General features: G+C 58.9%; 19 protein-coding genes and 1 riboswitch. Of the genes, 7 read left to right on the top strand and 12 right to left on the bottom strand.

Features of this window, described 5'->3' with window-relative positions; translation table 11 throughout:
• The first annotated feature begins 116 nt into the window (after positions 1-116).
• The gene (locus EV102420_RS19620; protein WP_042395604.1) at positions 117-1,181 is read left to right on the top strand and encodes an alpha/beta hydrolase family protein; all 1,065 of its coding nucleotides are present in this window, start codon (positions 117-119) and stop codon (positions 1,179-1,181) included.
• On the opposite strand, the gene EV102420_RS19615 is transcribed toward EV102420_RS19620, so the two are convergent.
• From EV102420_RS19615 to EV102420_RS19575, 10 genes are all read right to left on the bottom strand, one after another.
• Positions 1,099-2,133 (bottom strand): helix-turn-helix domain-containing protein, encoded by a 1,035-nt coding sequence (locus tag EV102420_RS19615; RefSeq protein WP_042395600.1) that lies wholly within the window; start codon positions 2,131-2,133, stop codon positions 1,099-1,101. The genes EV102420_RS19620 and EV102420_RS19615 overlap by 83 nt on opposite strands.
• Before the next feature lie 90 nt (positions 2,134-2,223).
• Positions 2,224-2,541, bottom strand: a complete 318-nt coding sequence (locus EV102420_RS19610) for a PTS lactose/cellobiose transporter subunit IIA (RefSeq protein WP_042395597.1) — start codon at positions 2,539-2,541, stop codon at positions 2,224-2,226.
• A 5-nt stretch (positions 2,542-2,546) separates the two neighbouring features.
• The gene (locus tag EV102420_RS19605) at positions 2,547-2,852 is read right to left on the bottom strand and encodes a PTS sugar transporter subunit IIB (protein WP_042395595.1); all 306 of its coding nucleotides are present in this window, start codon (positions 2,850-2,852) and stop codon (positions 2,547-2,549) included.
• Positions 2,853-2,938: 86 nt separating this feature from the next.
• A complete protein-coding gene (gene thiH / locus EV102420_RS19600) occupies positions 2,939-4,084 on the bottom strand; it encodes a 2-iminoacetate synthase ThiH (protein ID WP_042395591.1) in 1,146 nt (381 codons plus the stop codon).
• On the bottom strand, positions 4,081-4,851 hold the full coding sequence (thiG, locus tag EV102420_RS19595) for a thiazole synthase (RefSeq protein WP_042395589.1): 771 nt from the start codon (positions 4,849-4,851) through the stop codon (positions 4,081-4,083). The genes thiH and thiG overlap by 4 nt, the downstream gene beginning before the upstream one ends.
• 1 nt (position 4,852) lies before the next feature.
• Entirely contained in the window at positions 4,853-5,053 is a 201-nt protein-coding gene (gene thiS, locus EV102420_RS21690; protein WP_072015322.1) for a sulfur carrier protein ThiS, read from the bottom strand.
• On the bottom strand, positions 5,034-5,792 hold the full coding sequence (locus EV102420_RS19590; protein WP_042395587.1) for a HesA/MoeB/ThiF family protein: 759 nt from the start codon (positions 5,790-5,792) through the stop codon (positions 5,034-5,036). Before EV102420_RS19590 ends, thiS begins: the two co-directional genes overlap by 20 nt.
• Positions 5,785-6,420 (bottom strand): thiamine phosphate synthase, encoded by a 636-nt coding sequence (gene thiE / locus EV102420_RS19585; RefSeq protein ID WP_042395583.1) that lies wholly within the window; start codon positions 6,418-6,420, stop codon positions 5,785-5,787. Before thiE ends, EV102420_RS19590 begins: the two co-directional genes overlap by 8 nt.
• The gene (thiC, locus tag EV102420_RS19580; RefSeq protein WP_042395581.1) at positions 6,420-8,207 is read right to left on the bottom strand and encodes a phosphomethylpyrimidine synthase ThiC; all 1,788 of its coding nucleotides are present in this window, start codon (positions 8,205-8,207) and stop codon (positions 6,420-6,422) included. The genes thiE and thiC overlap by 1 nt, the downstream gene beginning before the upstream one ends.
• A gap of 87 nt (positions 8,208-8,294) precedes the next feature.
• Positions 8,295-8,404, bottom strand: a riboswitch (TPP riboswitch).
• A 53-nt stretch (positions 8,405-8,457) separates the two neighbouring features.
• Entirely contained in the window at positions 8,458-8,961 is a 504-nt protein-coding gene (locus EV102420_RS19575) for an Rsd/AlgQ family anti-sigma factor (RefSeq protein ID WP_042395578.1), read from the bottom strand.
• A gap of 96 nt (positions 8,962-9,057) precedes the next feature.
• On the opposite strand from EV102420_RS19575, the gene nudC reads away from it, so the two are divergent.
• From nudC to EV102420_RS19545, 6 genes are all read left to right on the top strand, one after another.
• Entirely contained in the window at positions 9,058-9,867 is an 810-nt protein-coding gene (gene nudC / locus EV102420_RS19570) for an NAD(+) diphosphatase (RefSeq protein ID WP_042395575.1), read from the top strand.
• A 52-nt stretch (positions 9,868-9,919) separates the two neighbouring features.
• Positions 9,920-10,984: a uroporphyrinogen decarboxylase gene (gene hemE, locus EV102420_RS19565; RefSeq protein ID WP_042395570.1), complete on the top strand. Its 1,065-nt coding sequence runs from the start codon at positions 9,920-9,922 to the stop codon at positions 10,982-10,984.
• A gap of 9 nt (positions 10,985-10,993) precedes the next feature.
• A complete protein-coding gene (nfi, locus tag EV102420_RS19560; protein ID WP_042395566.1) occupies positions 10,994-11,665 on the top strand; it encodes a deoxyribonuclease V in 672 nt (223 codons plus the stop codon).
• Positions 11,666-11,707: 42 nt separating this feature from the next.
• The gene (locus EV102420_RS19555) at positions 11,708-12,298 is read left to right on the top strand and encodes a YjaG family protein (protein ID WP_042395562.1); all 591 of its coding nucleotides are present in this window, start codon (positions 11,708-11,710) and stop codon (positions 12,296-12,298) included.
• Between the two features lie 186 nt (positions 12,299-12,484).
• A complete protein-coding gene (hupA, locus tag EV102420_RS19550; RefSeq protein ID WP_032615913.1) occupies positions 12,485-12,757 on the top strand; it encodes a nucleoid-associated protein HU-alpha in 273 nt (90 codons plus the stop codon).
• A 6-nt stretch (positions 12,758-12,763) separates the two neighbouring features.
• Positions 12,764-13,462 carry a DUF1481 domain-containing protein gene (locus EV102420_RS19545; RefSeq protein ID WP_072015321.1) on the top strand — a complete coding sequence of 233 codons (699 nt, stop codon included), beginning with the start codon at positions 12,764-12,766 and terminating at the stop codon, positions 13,460-13,462.
• A gap of 52 nt (positions 13,463-13,514) precedes the next feature.
• On the opposite strand, the gene purD is transcribed toward EV102420_RS19545, so the two are convergent.
• Both purD and purH read right to left on the bottom strand, forming a co-directional pair.
• Entirely contained in the window at positions 13,515-14,804 is a 1,290-nt protein-coding gene (purD, locus tag EV102420_RS19540; RefSeq protein WP_042395555.1) for a phosphoribosylamine--glycine ligase, read from the bottom strand.
• Between the two features lie 15 nt (positions 14,805-14,819).
• A complete protein-coding gene (purH, locus tag EV102420_RS19535) occupies positions 14,820-16,406 on the bottom strand; it encodes a bifunctional phosphoribosylaminoimidazolecarboxamide formyltransferase/IMP cyclohydrolase (RefSeq protein WP_042395552.1) in 1,587 nt (528 codons plus the stop codon).
• Positions 16,407-16,772 lie beyond the last annotated feature (366 nt).

The raw sequence follows: 16,772 nt of genomic DNA, 5'->3' as shown, positions 1-16,772 counted from the left end.
CGGCGGGTTTTTTTATGCCTGAAAGGCACGAAACAGGGCCTCGATCGCGTTTCAGGGCGCGCGCTACGGGAAGAAAACCCAGAATACAGCCTGTCTTCATTCAACAGGTGCCGTTTATGTTCCCACGTATTTTTCTTGTTACTCTCACCATGCTGATAGGCAGCATGGCGCACGCCGAAACCGCATTTCGCCAGCTTACGCTACAAAAAGAGAGCGACCGTCCACTTAATGTTGCCCTCTGGTATCCCACGCGGCAAAGCGGTATGCCCGCCTCGGTGGGCGACAATAGTGTGTTCATCGGAACCCAGGCGCTGCGTGATGCGAAAACCGCACCCGGCAACTATCCCCTGCTGCTTCTCTCCCACGGCTACGGCGGCAGCTGGCGTAACCTTAACTGGTTGGCACAGCGGATGGTTGAACAGGGATACATCGTGGCGGCAGTCGATCACCCGGGAACCACTACGCATAATAACAACCCAAAAGAAGCGCAGCAGCTCTGGCAGCGCCCGCAGGATCTGCGTCGAACGTTGGATGCGCTGCTGGCGACCCCAGCGCTTGCCGGAGAGATAGATAAAGGGCGCATTGCGGCGGTAGGGCATTCACTCGGTGGTTGGACCGTCCTTGAGCTCGCCGGAGGGCGTTTTGCTGCGGACCGTTTTATTGCTGACTGCCAGAATCACCCGGATCTATCGAGCTGCACGCTGATCCACACCCTTGGCATTGACCGGCCCTCAGCGGCTGAACGCTTGGCTGAAGATATCCGCGATCCACGCATCAAAGCGGTGGTGTCCCTCGATCTGGGACTGGCGCGCGGCTTTACGCCCGAGAGCCTGAAGCAGATAAGCATTCCGGTACTGATTATGGCGGCTCAGGCCGATAGCGATGCGCTACCCGCCCGGCTGGAATCGGGTCATCTGGCGGAGTTTATTCCTGCGGCATGGCAACGCTATATCCGCGTAGAGGGGGCAACGCACTTTAGCTTTATGCAGCTGTGTAAACCCGGAGCGGCGGCCCTGATTGAGCAGGACGCGCCGGGGGAGGGCATCGTCTGCCAGGATGGAGGCACAGTTAGCCGCAGCGATATTCATCAGCACCTTGCTAACGAGATTGGCGCATTTCTACATCAGGCGTTAGCGCTTCCTGCGCTGAACGACGATACTCGGTTGGGCTCATCCCGCTGATCCGGGTAAATTCCCTGTTGAAATTGGATTTAGTGGCAAAGCCAGCCTCGAGCATGATCTCCGTAACCGAGGCATCGGTAGCGAGCAATTGCCGTTGGGCGTGGTGAATGCGAAAGCGGTTAATCCACTGGGATACGTTGCTGCCCTGCGTCTGGTTCACCGCCTGCGAAATTTGCCGGGCTGGGATGCCCAACTTGCGCGCCAGCGTGTTGAGCGTCAGATCGGGATCAAGATAGAGGCCCTGCTCGCAGATGCGCGTCTCAACGCGCTGGCAGAGGATCGCTAACTCTTCGCTATTATCCTGGGCTTCAACCGCTGGCCTGCCTTCATCAGGAGGCACGTTTTTGCCGTTATAGACGATCGCCAGGCAGATAAACGGCAGCAGGATCGCCTGAGAGAGCGCCACCAGCTGAGGAGCCTGCTGACCCTGATAGAGGCTAAAATCTACTGCAATAGCCAGGTCGGTCAGGCCGGAAAAGCAGAGAAAGCTGCCTGCGAGAAACGCCATGAGCGCTGCCGGGCGTGCATCATTCAGGCGGGTAAAGATAAATGCATCCGGCCCCTGATATGCCGTGCCGACGAGTGCCCCGCCGTAGCCGATATAAAGCGCCATCAACACCGCATCGGTAAGGCCAGGGGCGGCTAGATTAAGCCCCAGCGCGATAGCAGCGGGAACGATAGATATCGCTAGCTCCTGTTTGCCGCTGCGTCCCGTTAAGCGAGCAAAGCAGCGCCACGCCAGGGGAGGCAGGGCGATAGCAACAATGGACTGGATCTGGCGCAGGAGCGGCGCATCAAACTGCCAGCGCAGGGCAGACATTAATACCAGCAGGGCGCAGCCCGCGATAAACGTGGCGGCGCTACGGTAGCCCGATACGCGCCGTAAGCAAACCTTTGTTAGCAGCATGAGCAAAATAACGAAGGTCAAAAAGGGAAGCGGAACGGCGGGCATAGGCTACCTGTATGGCTTTATAAACGTCTTCTGATGCCATGTTGTGCCATAAATCCGGCCATAAAACACGTTACTACTTTTGGCAGTAGCCTATTGCGCCAACGGCAGCCGTCGGTACAGCTCGATCATATCCCCGGCCAGATCCTGAATCACCATCGCATTCATCAGGTGATCCTGGGAGTGAACGGTGATCAGATTCACCGGCAGCTTGCCCACGCCTTCGTCCAGGCCTATCAGCTCGGTCTGGATCTTATGCGCATGCTTCACAAACTCACGCGACTCCTCCATGGCCTGCTCTGCGCCCGCAAAGTCGCCTTTGCGCGCCAGCTGCAATGCGGTAAGTGCCTGGCTGCGCGCCGCGCCAGCGTTAACCAGCAGCTCCATAATGGTGGTTTCGAGATCCTCCATGCGGTTCACTCCAGCAGCTTCAGCGCTTTATCCAGCACGACGTCACCCTTCATCATGCCGTAATCCATCATATCGATCACCGCGACCTTCTTGCCCAGCGGCTCCGCCTGCGCCTGCAGTTTTGCCTGCTCATACTTCACCTGTGGACCCAGCAGGATAATATCGGCCTCGGCAAGGTTCTCCTTGAACTCGGAAACCGGTACCGCCTTGATAGAGACCTCGACGCCTTTTTTCTGCGCCGCATCTTTCATGCGTTGAACCAACATGCTGGTGGACATACCCGCTGCACAGCATAAGACGATGTTTTTCATAGCCAGCCTCGACAACGATGGGATAAATAAACATTAATCCCACCGTCTGGTTCAACAACCGCCTTACCCTGATTGTGTGTGGAGTATCACAAACAATTCTTACGAACTGGATCCGTTCGCCCCAGGTAACTGTCCCAGTCTTTCCACACCGGCTGTAGGCCGTTGCGCAGCAGGGCGCTGGCGACCTCCTCCGGACGACGGCCGTCGTGCGGCGCGAACTGTTCCAGCTCAGGGTGGTTGTCAGCATAGCCGCCGGGCTGGGTTTTCGAGAAAGCACTGACGCTGGTGATGCCCAGCGGAACAACGCGATCGCGGAACCACGGCGACTCCCGCGTAGAGAGGGAAAGCTCCACGTCGGGTGCCAGCAGGCGGAAGGCGCAGATGGTCTGCACCAGCTGGCGCTCATCCATCAGCGAGGCAGGCTCAATGCCTCCCGCGCACGGGCGCAGGCGTGGGAAGGAGATAGAGTAGCGGCTCTGCCAGTAGTGCTGCTGGAGCCAGAGCAGATGCTCCGCCACCATGTAGCAATCCACCCGCCAGCTGTCGGAGAGACCCACCAGCGCACCAAGGCCAATCCTGTCGATGCCTGCCCGACCAAGCCGGTCCGGGGTCTCCAGCCGCCAGAAGAAGTCCTGCTTGTTTCCCTTCAGATGATGCCGGGCATAGGTTGCCTCATGATAGGTCTCCTGATAGACCATCACCCCGTCTAAGCCCAGCGCCTTAAGCTCGGCATACTCCGCCTGCGACAAGGGCTGCACCTCCATCTGCAACGAGGCGAACTGGCGGCGAATAGCGGGGAAATGGCGACGAAAGTAGTCCATTCCCACTTTAGTCTGATGCTCGCCGGTCACCAGCAGAAGATGCTCAAACCCCATCTCGCGGATCGCCGCGCACTCGCGCAGGATCTCTGCTTCGTCCAGGGTCTTACGTTTGATGCGGTTGCTCATAGAGAAGCCGCAGTAGGTGCAGTCGTTAGCGCACAGGTTAGAGAGATAGAGCGGGACATAGAGACCGACGGCGTTGCCAAACCGCTGGCGAGTAAGACGCTGCGACCGCTGGGCCAGCGGCTCAAGGTAGTCGCTGGCGGCCGGGGAGAGCAGGGCCATCATGTCATCGCGGGTCAGATGAGTCGCCGTCAACGCTCGCTCAACGTCGGCGCGGGTCTTGCTGTGGATGCGCAGCCGGATATCATCCCAGTTAAGCTGCCGCCAATGGTCGCTGAAGGTCTTCATATACCCGTCTCCAGAAAGCCGGTCAGCGGGCTGGTGGCGCTGGCCACACTGTTTACCGCTCCCGGTCCCGCCTGGCGTGCCAGGCGTCCGGCTTCAACGGCCAGCCTGAACGCACGGGCCATGGCCACCGGATCGTTAGCGACGGCAATGGCAGTATTGACCAGCACCGCGCTGGCTCCCATCTCCAGCGCCTCAGCCGCGTGGCTGGGGGTACCGATCCCGGCATCGACCACTACCGGTACCCCCGCCTGGGCGATGATAATCTCTAGCATGGCGCGGGTGGCCAGACCCTGGTTAGAGCCTATCGGTGAGCCGAGCGGCATTACGGCAGCGCAGCCTGCCTCCTCCAGCCGTCGGCACAGCACCGGATCGGCGCTGCAATAGGGCAGCACCACGAAGCCCTCTTTGACCAGCATCTCTGCCGCCTTCAGGGTCTCAACCGGATCGGGCAACAGCCAGCGTGCATCCGGGTGGATCTCCAGCTTCAGCCAGTGAGTGCCCAGCGCCTCGCGTGCCAGCCGGGCGGCAAACACCGCCTCTTCGGCCGTTTTCGCCCCCGAGGTGTTCGGCAGCAGCGTGACGCCCGCCTCCAGCAGCGGAGCGAGGATCGCATCGTTGCGCTGGCGCAGGTCGACGCGCTTCATCGCCAGGGTCACCAGCTGGCTGCCCGAGGCGCGGATCGCGTCGGTCATCAGCTGCGATGAGGCAAACTTCCCCGTTCCGGTAAACAGGTGTGATTCAAAGGTTTTGTCTGCAATACGTAACATGTCAGCCTCCGGCGATAACCTGAAAAAGCAGGATCCGATCGCCGTCCCGCAATTGATGATGATCCCAGCGATCGCGGGGAATAACCTGCTGATTAAGCGCCAGCGCCGTTCCTGGCTTGAGCTGGTTAAGCTGCTCCAGCAGCCCGTGCAGGGTTAGCACCTCCGCACACTGCATAGGCTCGTCATTGAAGAGGATGCGCATCTTGCCCTCCGCAAACGGGGCAGCCCGCCGCCCGCTGGAGTCCAAGCGTGCGCCAATGGTGCTTACGCCCGTCAAACAGCCGCAGCTCGCCCTCTGCTACTTCCATCCCGCTGAGCAGCTTTAAGGCCTCCAGCGCCTGCAGCGTGCCCATCATCCCAACCACCGGGCCTATCACGCCCGCCGTGCGGCAGTTGCGCTGTGGCTCGTCGTCGTCCGACCATAGGCAGCGATAGCAGCCGTGCGCCCACGGTGGGGTAAGCACCATCAGCTGGCCGCCAAACCCCACGGCGCTGGCGGTGATCAGCGGCGTGTTCAGCGCTACGCAGGCGGCATTAATCGCCTGGCGCGTCGCCATGTTATCGGTGCAGTCGAGCACGACGTCGGCCCGTGCCACCTGCTGGCGGAGCGCCTCGTCCTCCAGACGCCTCTTCAGGGTAATCAGCTCAACGTGTGGATTGAGCTGCTGTAAGCGCTGACGGGCCGCGTCGGCTTTGGGCTGATTAATATCGTCGGAGGTAAACATAACCTGCCGCTGCAGGTTGCTCAGGTGCACCGCGTCATCGTCCGCCAGCACCAGCGTGCCGACGCCAGCTGCCGCCAGATAGAGCGCGGCAGGGGAGCCTAAGCCGCCAAGACCGATAATCAGCACCCGGCTGGCGAGCAGCCTCCGCTGACCGTCGATGGCGATATCCTCCAGCAGGATCTGCCGGCTGTAGCGCATAAAATCGCTGTCATTCATCGCCCACCCCCGCCAGATCGATAAGCTGCTGGGTGGCATGATGCCAGTCTATGGCCTGGGTGATGGCGCTCACCACCGCAATGCTGCCGACGCCGGTTGCCAGCACCTGCGGCGCACGCGCGAGGCTAATGCCGCCGATAGCCACCGTTGGGTAATCCTGCAGCCGGGCAACGTGGCCTGCCAGCTGCACCAGGCCCTGCGGCGCGGAGGGCATCTGCTTGGTCTGGGTCGGGAAGACGTGACCCAGGGCGATATAGGAGGGGCGAGCGGCCAGCGCAACGTCAATCTCCATATCATCATGGGTGGAGACGCCCAGGCGCAGACCCGCGTTGCGGATCGCGCTGAGGTCGGTTGTCTCCAGATCCTCCTGCCCCAGATGCACGCCGTAAGCATCATGTTTAATCGCCAGCCGCCAGTAGTCGTTGATAAACAGCCGGGCCGCGTAGCGCTTGCCCAGCGCAATGGCCGCCACGACGTCGGCCTCTACCTCATGGTCCTGCTTATCTTTGATCCGCAGCTGGAGGGTGCGCACCCCCGCCTCCAGCAGGCGCTCAATCCACATCACGCTGTCGACAACCGGATAGAGCCCGAGGCGGAAGGGCACCGGTGGGAAATCAGGCTGGTACATCACACCTCCTCCTTTTTGAGATAGATCTCGCCGCCGCGGGCGCGGAAGTCGTTCGACATATCGTTCATGCCGACTTCAATCGCCTGAGCCGCGGCGTAGTCCCGCACCTCCTGGCTGATCTTCATTGAGCAGAACTTGGGTCCGCACATAGAGCAGAAGTGGGCCACCTTGCCGGACTCCTGGGGTAGGGTCTCATCGTGGTAGGCGCGGGCGGTGAAGGGGTCGAGAGCGAGGTTAAACTGATCCTCCCAGCGGAACTCGAAGCGGGCTTTTGACATGGCGTTATCGCGGATCTGCGCCCCAGGGTGGCCTTTGGCTAGGTCGGCGGCGTGAGCGGCAATCTTGTAGGTAATCAGCCCCTGCTTCACATCTTCTTTGTTCGGCAGGCCGAGGTGCTCTTTTGGCGTGACGTAGCAGAGCATCGCGCAGCCAAACCAACCAATCATCGCCGCGCCAATGCCGGAGGTGAAGTGGTCATAGCCCGGCGCGATGTCGGTGGTCAGCGGCCCGAGGGTATAGAACGGCGCTTCATGGCAGTGCTCGAGTTCTTCGGTCATGTTGCGACGGATCATCTGCATCGGCACGTGGCCCGGACCTTCGATCATCACCTGCACATCGTACTCCCAGGCGATTTTGGTCAGCTCGCCCAGGGTATGCAGCTCGGCAAACTGCGCCTCGTCATTGGCATCCTGAATTGAGCCTGGACGCAGGCCATCGCCTAACGACAGGGAGACGTCGTAGGCGGCGCAGATTTCGCAGATCTCACGGAAGTGCTGATAGAGGAAGTTCTCCTGATGGTGGGAGAGGCACCACTTGGCCATGATCGAGCCGCCGCGTGAGACGATGCCGGTAAGGCGATTGGCGGTCATCGGCACGTAGCGCAGCAGCACGCCAGCGTGAATGGTGAAGTAGTCTACCCCCTGTTCGGCCTGCTCCAGCAGCGTCTCGCGAAAGGTCTCCCAGGAGAGATTCTCGGCGATGCCGTTGACCTTCTCCAGCGCCTGGTAGATAGGGACGGTACCAATCGGGACCGGGCTGTTGCGCAGGATCCACTCTCGCGTCTCGTGGATATTGCGGCCGGTGGAGAGATCCATCACCGTATCCGCGCCCCAGCGGGTGGCCCACACCAGCTTCTCCACCTCCTCTTCAATGGAGGAGGTCACCGCCGAGTTGCCGATGTTGGCGTTGACCTTCACCAGGAAGTTACGGCCGATGATCATCGGTTCGGACTCGGGGTGGTTGATGTTGGCAGGGATAATGGCGCGCCCGGCGGCCACTTCATCGCGAACAAATTCCGGGGTGATATTCTCCGGCAGGCTTGCGCCAAAGCCTTCACCCGGATGCTGGCGGCGCAGCAACTCGCCACGAATGCGCTCCCGGCCCATATTCTCACGCAGGGCGATGAACTCCATCTCCGGCGTCACGATCCCCTGACGGGCGTAGTGCAGCTGGGTGACGCACTTCCCGGTGCGGGCGGCGATCCATGCGGATCGGATCCTGGCGATCCCTTTCTCTACGTCGATCGCAACCGCCGGATCGCCATAGGGACCGGAGGTGTCGTACACCGGGATCGCCTCGTTCGCTTCAAACTGCGGGTCTGCTTTGCTGCCGCCGATAAGCGTCGGGCTAAGCTGGATTTCACGCATCGGCACGCGGATGTCATCCCGGGAGCCCTGAAGATAGATACGCGTTGAGTTAGGGAAGGTGGTGCCCTCCAGCGTGTTGATAAAGCGCTGGGCGGCGGCGCGCTGTTCGCGGCGGGTAGGTTTCGTTGCAGACTCAGACATAGCTCATTCCATAAAAAGTTAAGGACGTGGCTTGTCAGAACGACGGATGAAGCAAGAGGATGCGTGCAGCCCGGAAAGGCGCACGCCAGTAGATTGACTCTTGTTCCCTTCGCAGGTTCTAACCTGATCAGGTTCCGCGGATCCCGAATTAACGGTCTCAGCCGGTGCTTGCGCACTCGGCACTCCGACAAGAAAAACCCCCGTGTTGCAGGGGGCAGGTAAATTAAGTTACGCGTTAATGCTTAAGAACTCAAGCAGGGCGAGCGATGTTGCTGTCGTCGTTAGCGCTCTCTGCCAGGTTGAAATCGAATGCCAGCACGATCAGCTGATCCTCCAGCGTAAAGCGTGCGGCCAGCGCTTCGCCAATGCCGGAGAGCGCTTCCTGGAACTCAACCCATTTGTCATCTTCGATGGCGTTCTCAAGGCTTGAGTCGTAATAGTTCATGATCTGCTGGGTATTGGCTTCCAGCTGCGGATAGATTTGCGTGGCCGCTAAAAGTGGGCTGCTGCCTTCCATTTCGCTGATAATCTGTTCATAAATACTAAAGTGTCCGGCGGACAGGTAATCGACCAGATTATGGCAAAAATCGTCCAGAGCCTTCTCATCCAGCTCTGAATAGGACTCCTTGCCCGGCTTAATGCCCACCAGGTTATAGTACGATACCAGCAAATGCTTGCGCACCTGAAGCCAGTGATCGACTAGTTTATTACTTCCGCCTACGCGCGCCGTCAGGCTTTCCAGGTGGTTTAGCATGAATAACTCCGTGGTTTAAGAAAAAAAGTGTTCACCCAAAATATGTAAAAATGATGTAACCAACATGCCAGTGTCGCTAAGGTAGTGCAACAGATTATGGAACGTGTCATCGAATTAACCGATCAGGGCTGGTGGATCGTCAGCCATGAACAAAAATTATGGTTGCCCGCTGGAGAATTACCACACGGCGAGGCAGTAAATTTTGATCTTGTGGGCCAGCGCGGGTTAATTATCGGCGAGTGGCAAGGCGAGTCCGTGTGGCTGGTTCGTCAGACCCGACGCCAGGATATGGGCTCGGTACGCCAGCTGATGGATCAGGACGTCGGTCTGTTCCAGCTTGCCGGACGCGGCGTACAGCTGGCAGAGTTCTACCGTTCGCATACGTTCTGCGGCTACTGCGGGCACACCATGCATCCCAGCAAGACCGAGTGGGCGATGCTGTGCGGCGGCTGTCGCGAGCGCTACTACCCGCAGATTGCTCCCTGCATCATCGTCGCGATCCGCCGCGATGACCACATTCTGCTGGCCCAGCATACCCGCCATCGCAACGGGATCTACACCGTGCTCGCGGGTTTCGTCGAGGTGGGTGAGACCCTGGAACAGACCGTGGCCCGCGAAGTTATGGAGGAGAGCGGTATCCGGGTTAAAAACCTGCGCTATGTGACCTCCCAGCCGTGGCCGTTCCCGCAGTCGCTGATGACCGCCTTTATGGCCGAGTATGACAGCGGCGATATCACCATCGATCCTAACGAGCTGCTGGACGCGGGCTGGTATCGCTATGACCAGCTGCCGCTGCTGCCACCGCCGGGTACGGTAGCGCGTCGGCTGATTGAGGACACGGTCGCACTATGCCGTGCAGAAGGCGAGGGCCGTGCAGAAGATGAGGGCCGGGCAGAGTATGAGTGAAGCATAGAGCGGCGTGTTACAATAACGGTCTGACGCATTGAGGAATTGCAAAATGACCGAATTGAAAAACGATCGTTACCTGCGCGCGCTGCTGCGCCAGCCCGTGGATATCACGCCGGTATGGATGATGAGACAGGCCGGGCGCTATCTGCCGGAGTACAAAGCCACGCGGGCCCAGGCAGGCGATTTTATGTCGCTGTGCAAAAACGCCGAGCTGGCCTGTGAGGTTACGCTGCAGCCGCTGCGTCGCTATCCCCTTGATGCCGCCATTCTGTTCTCCGATATCCTGACCATTCCGGATGCCATGGGGCTGGGACTCTACTTCGAAGCCGGGGAAGGCCCGCGCTTTAGCCTGCCAATTACCGGCAAAGCCGACGTTGAGCGGCTGCCTGTTCCCGATCCAGAGCAGGAGCTGGGCTACGTGATGAACGCCGTGCGCACCATCCGTCGCGAGCTGAAGGGCGAGGTGCCGCTGATTGGCTTCTCCGGGAGCCCGTGGACGTTGGCGACCTATATGGTCGAGGGCGGCAGTAGCAAGGCCTTCACCAAAATCAAAAAGATGATGTATGCCGAGCCGCAAACCCTGCATGCGCTGCTGGAGAAGCTGGCGAAAAGCGTCACGCTCTATCTCAATGCGCAGATTAAAGCCGGTGCGCAGTCGGTGATGATTTTTGATACCTGGGGCGGGGTGCTGACCGGACGCGACTATCAGCAGTTTTCGCTCTACTACATGCATAAGATCGTCGACGGTCTGCTGCGGGAAAACGAAGGCCGCCGCGTGCCGGTCACCCTGTTTACCAAAGGCGGGGGACAGTGGCTGGAGGCAATGGCGGAGACCGGCTGTGACGCGCTGGGCCTCGACTGGACTATTGATATCGCCGATGCCCGCCGTCGCGTAGGTCACAAGGTGGCGCTGCAGGGTAATATGGATCCGTCGATGCTCTATGCACCTCCGGCCCGCATCGAAGAAGAAGTAGCGACTATACTTTCTGGTTTCGGCCAGGGCGAAGGCCACGTCTTTAACCTCGGTCACGGTATTCATCAGGATGTGCCGCCTGAACATGCGGGCGCATTTGTAGAAGCGGTGCATCGTCTCTCGGAGCAATATCACCGCTAAGGAGCATATATGGATCTCGCGTCGCTACGCGCTCAGCAAATCGAACTTGCCTCATCGGTGATCCGCGAGGATCGGTTTATCAACGATCCCCCGGCGTTTATCGGCGGCGCGGACGTCGGCTTTGAGCAGGGTGGCGAAGTGACCCGGGCGGCGATGGTACTGCTGAAGTACCCATCGCTGGAGCTGGTGGAGTACCAGGTGGCGCGTATTGCCACCACCATGCCCTATATCCCCGGCTTTCTCTCCTTCCGTGAGTATCCTGCGCTGATGGCGGCGTGGGATATGCTGTCGCAAAAACCCGATCTGCTGTTCGTTGATGGGCACGGTATCTCGCACCCGCGCCGCCTTGGCGTTGCCAGCCACTTCGGCCTGCTGGTGGACGTGCCGACCATTGGCGTGGCGAAGAAACGCCTGTGCGGCAAGTTTGAGCCGCTCTCGCCTGAGCCAGGCGCGCTTGCGCCGCTGATGGACAAAGGCGAGCAGCTGGCGTGGGTGTGGCGCAGTAAAGCGCGCTGTAATCCGCTGTTTGTCGCTACCGGCCACCGGGTGAGCGTGGACAGCGCGTTGGCGTGGGTTCAGCGCTGCACTCAAGGCTACCGTCTGCCGGAGCCGACCCGCTGGGCCGATGCCGTTGCGTCGCGGCGTCCGGCATTTATGCGATGGCAGGAAATTCAGCCCTGATTCAGGTACACTGCGGCTAATTTCCGATAGCGAGAATTCACCATGTTACAAAACCCTATTCACCTGCGCCTGGAGAAGCTGGAGAGCTGGCAGCACGTCACCTTTATGGCCTGCCTGTGCGAGCGCATGTATCCGAACTACGCCATGTTCTGCCAGCAGACCGGCTTCGGTGACGCGCAGCTTTATCGCCGCATTGTTGACCTGATTTGGGAGACGCTGACGGTGAAAGACGCGAAGGTGAATTTCGACAGCCAGCTAGAGAAGCTGGAAGAGGCGATCCCGGCGGCAGAGGATTACGATCTCTACGGCGTCTATCCGGCTATCGACGCCTGCGTTGCCTTAAGCGAACTGGTGCACTCACGCCTGAGCGGTGAAACGCTGGAGCACACCATCGAGGTGAGCAAGACCTCTATCACCACGGTAGCGATGCTGGAGATGACCCATGCAGGTCGCGAAATGACCGATGAAGAGCTGAAAGCGAACCCGGCCGTAGAGCAGGAGTGGGATATTCAGTGGGAAATATTCCGACTTTTGGCTGACTGCGAAGAACGCGATATTGAGCTGATTAAAGGGCTACGTGCAGACCTACGCGAGGCGGGTGAGAGTAATATCGGTATACTTTTGCAGCAATGAGGCAACAAAACGTGATTTAACGCCTGTTTTGTCTCACTGGAAGGCTTCCCATTGGCCCCCCGTCTGGTCTACATTTGGAGGGCGAAAAAAAGTGGCTATCGGTGCGTGTATGCAGGAGAGTGCTTTTCTGGCATTTTCGTCGCACTCGATGCTTAGCAAGCGATAAACACATTGTAAGGATAACTTATGAACAAGACTCAACTGATTGATGTAATTGCAGACAAAGCTGACCTGTCTAAAGTACAGGCTAAAGCTGCCCTGGAATCCACCCTGGCTGCTATTACTGAGTCTCTGAAAGAAGGCGATGCTGTACAACTGGTTGGTTTCGGAACCTTCAAAGTGAACCACCGCGCTGAGCGTACTGGCCGCAACCCGCAGACCGGTAATGAAATCAAAATCGCCGCAGCTAACGTGCCGGCATTTGTTTCTGGCAAAGCTCTGAAAGACGCAGTTAAATAAGACCGCGTGACAGCGAACAGTTTTGATGAGGGGGCGTTTACGCCCCTTTTGTCTGTCTGGCGTCGCACCCTGACGCTGGCTGGCCTGCTGTTGCTGACGGCCTGCAGCCATAATGATTCGCTGCCGCCCTTTACCGCTAGCGGCTACGCGGGCGACCACGGCGCGGTGCGCATATGGCGTAAGGACGATGGCGATGCCGTTCATCTCCTGACGGCGTTTAGCCCGTGGCGCAGCGGAGATACCTCTATCAGCGAATACCGCTGGCAGGGCGATCGGCTGGCGCTGATCGAGCTCAACGTCTACGGTACCCCACCGGAAAATATTCGTGCCCGCTTCGACGAGCGTGGCGAACTCAGCTTTATGCAGCGAGAAGTCAACGGCCAGAAGCAGCAGCTCTCCAGCGACCAGATCGCCCTCTACCGCTATCGTGCCGACCAGATCCGCCAGACCAGCGATGCCCTACGTCAGGGCCACGTGACGCTGCGTCAGGGGCGTTGGCACCGCGACGGCTCGGTCACTACCTGTGAAGGCCAAACCATCAAGCCCGATTTTGAACCGCAGGCGCTAAGCCATATTCAACGTCGTCAGCAGCACTCCTCAGCGGACGTGAGTCTGGCGTGGCTGGAAGCGCCGGAAGGGACGCAGCTGTTGCTGGTGGCAAACGAGGATTTTTGTACCTGGCAACCGCAGGCGAAGAGTTTCTAAAGGGGTTGAGACAGGGCGGATAAGCGCAAGCGCCTGGCCGCCCTGGAGAGGTTTACTGCTGCTCTTCCCGCGCAATGGCGCGATAGCCAATATCCTGGCGGCTGAAGCTGCCCTCCCAGTAAATATCTGCCATCAGCGCATAGGCGTTCTTCTGCGCTTCAGCGACGGTGTTACCCAGCGCGGTGGCGCAGAGCACGCGTCCGCCGCTGGTGAGCACCTGGTCGTCGTCAGCAAGCGTGGTACCGGCATGGAACACCTTACCGCCGACGTTCTCCAGCGGCAGGCCGTGGATCACGTCGCCGGTGCGGTAGTTGCCCGGATAGCCGCCTGCGGCAATCACTACGCCGAGCGAGGCACGATCGTCCCACTCCGAGGTTTTCTCATCGAGCTTGCCTTCACAGGCTGCCAGGCAGAGCTCTACCAGGTCAGACTTCATGCGCAGCATGATCGGCTGGGTTTCCGGATCGCCAAAGCGGCAGTTGAACTCGATCACCTTCGGGTTACCCTGCTGATCGATCATCAGCCCCGCATAGAGGAAGCCCACGTAGGTGTTGCCTTCCGCCGCCATGCCTTTCACGGTTGGCCAGATCACGCGATCCATGGCGCGCTGATGCACCTCGCTGGTGACGACCGGCGCAGGAGAGTAAGCCCCCATTCCGCCGGTGTTCGGCCCGGTATCACCGTTGCCGACGCGCTTATGATCCTGGCTGGTGGCCATCGGCAGCACGTGCTCGCCGTCGACCATCACAATAAAGCTCGCCTCTTCACCGTCGAGGAACTCTTCGATAACGATGCGGTGACCGGCGTCGCCAAAGGCGTTGCCTGCCAGCATATCGTGCACCGCCGCTTCTGCCTCTTCCAGGGTCATTGCCACAATGACGCCTTTACCGGCTGCCAGTCCGTCGGCTTTAATGACGATTGGCGCGCCTTTCTCGCGCAGGTAGGCCAGGGCAGGCTCTACCTCGGTAAAGTTCTCATACTCCGCGGTGGGAATATGATGGCGAGCGAGGAAGTCCTTGGTAAATGCTTTAGAACCTTCAAGCTGGGCGGCACCCTGAGTTGGGCCAAAAATCTTCAGACCCGCAGCCTGGAATGCATCTACCACGCCAATCACCAGCGGTGCTTCCGGGCCAACGATAGTCAGATCGATCTTCTCGCTCTGGGCGAAGCTCAGCAGGGCAGGGATATCCGTCGCGCTCACGGCGACGTTCTGCAGGGTGGGCTCCAGCGCCGTACCGGCGTTACCGGGTGCAACAAAAACGGTGCTTACCAGCGGGGACTGGGCTGCTTTCCACGCCAGAGCATGCTCGCGCCCGCCGTTACCAATAACTAATACTTTCATTCTCTGCTCCGTGAATTAATGGCGGAAGTGACGCATGTCGGTGAAGATCATCGCAATGCCGTGCTCGTCGGCGGCGGCAATGACTTCATCATCGCGAATAGAGCCACCCGGCTGGATCACGCAGGTCACACCCACGGCTGCCGCAGCATCAATACCATCGCGGAACGGGAAGAAGGCATCAGAGGCCATCGCGGAACCTTTCACTTCCAGCCCTTCGTCACCGGCTTTGATACCGGCAATTTTCGCGGAGTAGACGCGGCTCATCTGGCCTGCGCCGATACCGATGGTCATCTTATCTTTGGCATAAACAATGGCGTTGGATTTAACAAATTTGGCCACTTTCCAGCAGAAGAGGGCATCGCGCATCTCCTCTTCGGTGGGCAGGCGCTTGCTGACGACGCGCAGATCCTTGTTGGTCACCATGCCAAGATCGCGATCCTGAACCAGCAGGCCGCCGTTAACACGTTTGAAATCGAGGCCCGCCACACGCTCGGCCCACTTGCCGCAGGTCAGGACGCGCACGTTCTGCTTGGCAGCGGTGATCTGCAATGCCTCTTCCGTCGCGGAGGGGGCAATGATCACCTCAACAAACTGGCGAGAGATGATTGCCTGGGCGGTATCGGCATCCAGCTCACGGTTAAAGGCAATGATGCCGCCAAAGGCCGAGGTCGGATCGGTTTTATAGGCGCGATCGTACGCGCTGAGGATAGAGTCGCCTACCGCCACGCCGCACGGGTTCGCATGCTTAACGATGACACAGGCCGGCTCGTTGAACTCTTTCACGCACTCCAGCGCCGCGTCAGTATCGGCGATGTTGTTATAGGAGAGCGCTTTGCCCTGAACTTGGGTAGCCGTCGCCACGGAAGCCTCTTTAACGCCTTCTTCTATATAGAAGGCAGCCTGCTGGTGGCTGTTTTCGCCGTAGCGCATATCCTGCTTCTTAATAAAGTTCAGGTTCAGGGTACGTGAGAAGCGGCCAGCGGGCTCTTTGGTTTCACCGTGGTACGCCGGAACCAGACTGCCAAAGTAGTTGGCGATCATGCTGTCATAGGCTGCGGTGTGCTCGAAGGCTTTAATCGCGAGGTCGAAACGGGTCTCAAGGGTCAGAGAGCCGTCGTGGGTATCCATCTCTTTAATAATGGCGTCGTAGTCACTGCTCTTAACCACAATCGCCACGTCTTTATGGTTCTTGGCAGCGGAGCGCACCATGGTAGGGCCACCGATATCGATATTCTCTACGGCGTCTTCCAGCGAGCAGCCTTCGCGGGCAACGGTCGCGGCAAAGGGATAAAGGTTAACAACCACCATATCGATAGGATCGATGCCATGCTGAGCCATGATCCCGTCATCCTGGCCGCGACGGCCAAGAATGCCGCCGTGCACTTTCGGGTGCAGGGTCTTTACGCGTCCATCCATCATTTCCGGGAAGCCGGTGTAATCAGAAACTTCGGTTACCGGCAGGCCTTTATCTGCCAGCAGGCGGGCAGTACCGCCGGTGGAGAGCAGCTCCACGCCGCGCTGGGAGAGTGCCTGAGCGAACTCGACGATACCGGCCTTATCAGAAACACTGAGCAGAGCGCGGCGGATTGGACGTTGTTGCATGGTATAAATCCCCGGGATTTGAACATTACAGAGAGCGTTAGCTGAATTTTTCTCTAAAAACTCAGCTAACGCCCCATAAGGGGCCGCCTTTAATAAGCGAAGGCATTTTAACGAAAACGTTTGCGCATCGCTCGTAAATTTTCAATTTTTCGCAGCAGTGTGGATAACTCTGTGCGTAAAAAGGTATAAGGCCGCCTTTTGCTGTGGAATGCAGCAGTCAGTCATTTTTCTGTCATTTAACTATTGCGGGCGCTCGAGAACTCCCTATAATGCGCCTCCATCGACACGGCGGATGTGAATCACTTCACACGATGAGCCGGGTTGATTGAAGAGAAAAAATTCTGAAATTAAGGATTGACTCTGAAA

Source organism: Pseudescherichia vulneris NBRC 102420, assembly GCF_000759795.1.
In the GTDB taxonomy this organism is placed as follows: domain Bacteria; phylum Pseudomonadota; class Gammaproteobacteria; order Enterobacterales; family Enterobacteriaceae; genus Pseudescherichia; species Pseudescherichia vulneris.
Note: the sequence above shows the minus strand (reverse complement) of the source record. Positions and strands in the feature narration are given on the sequence as shown.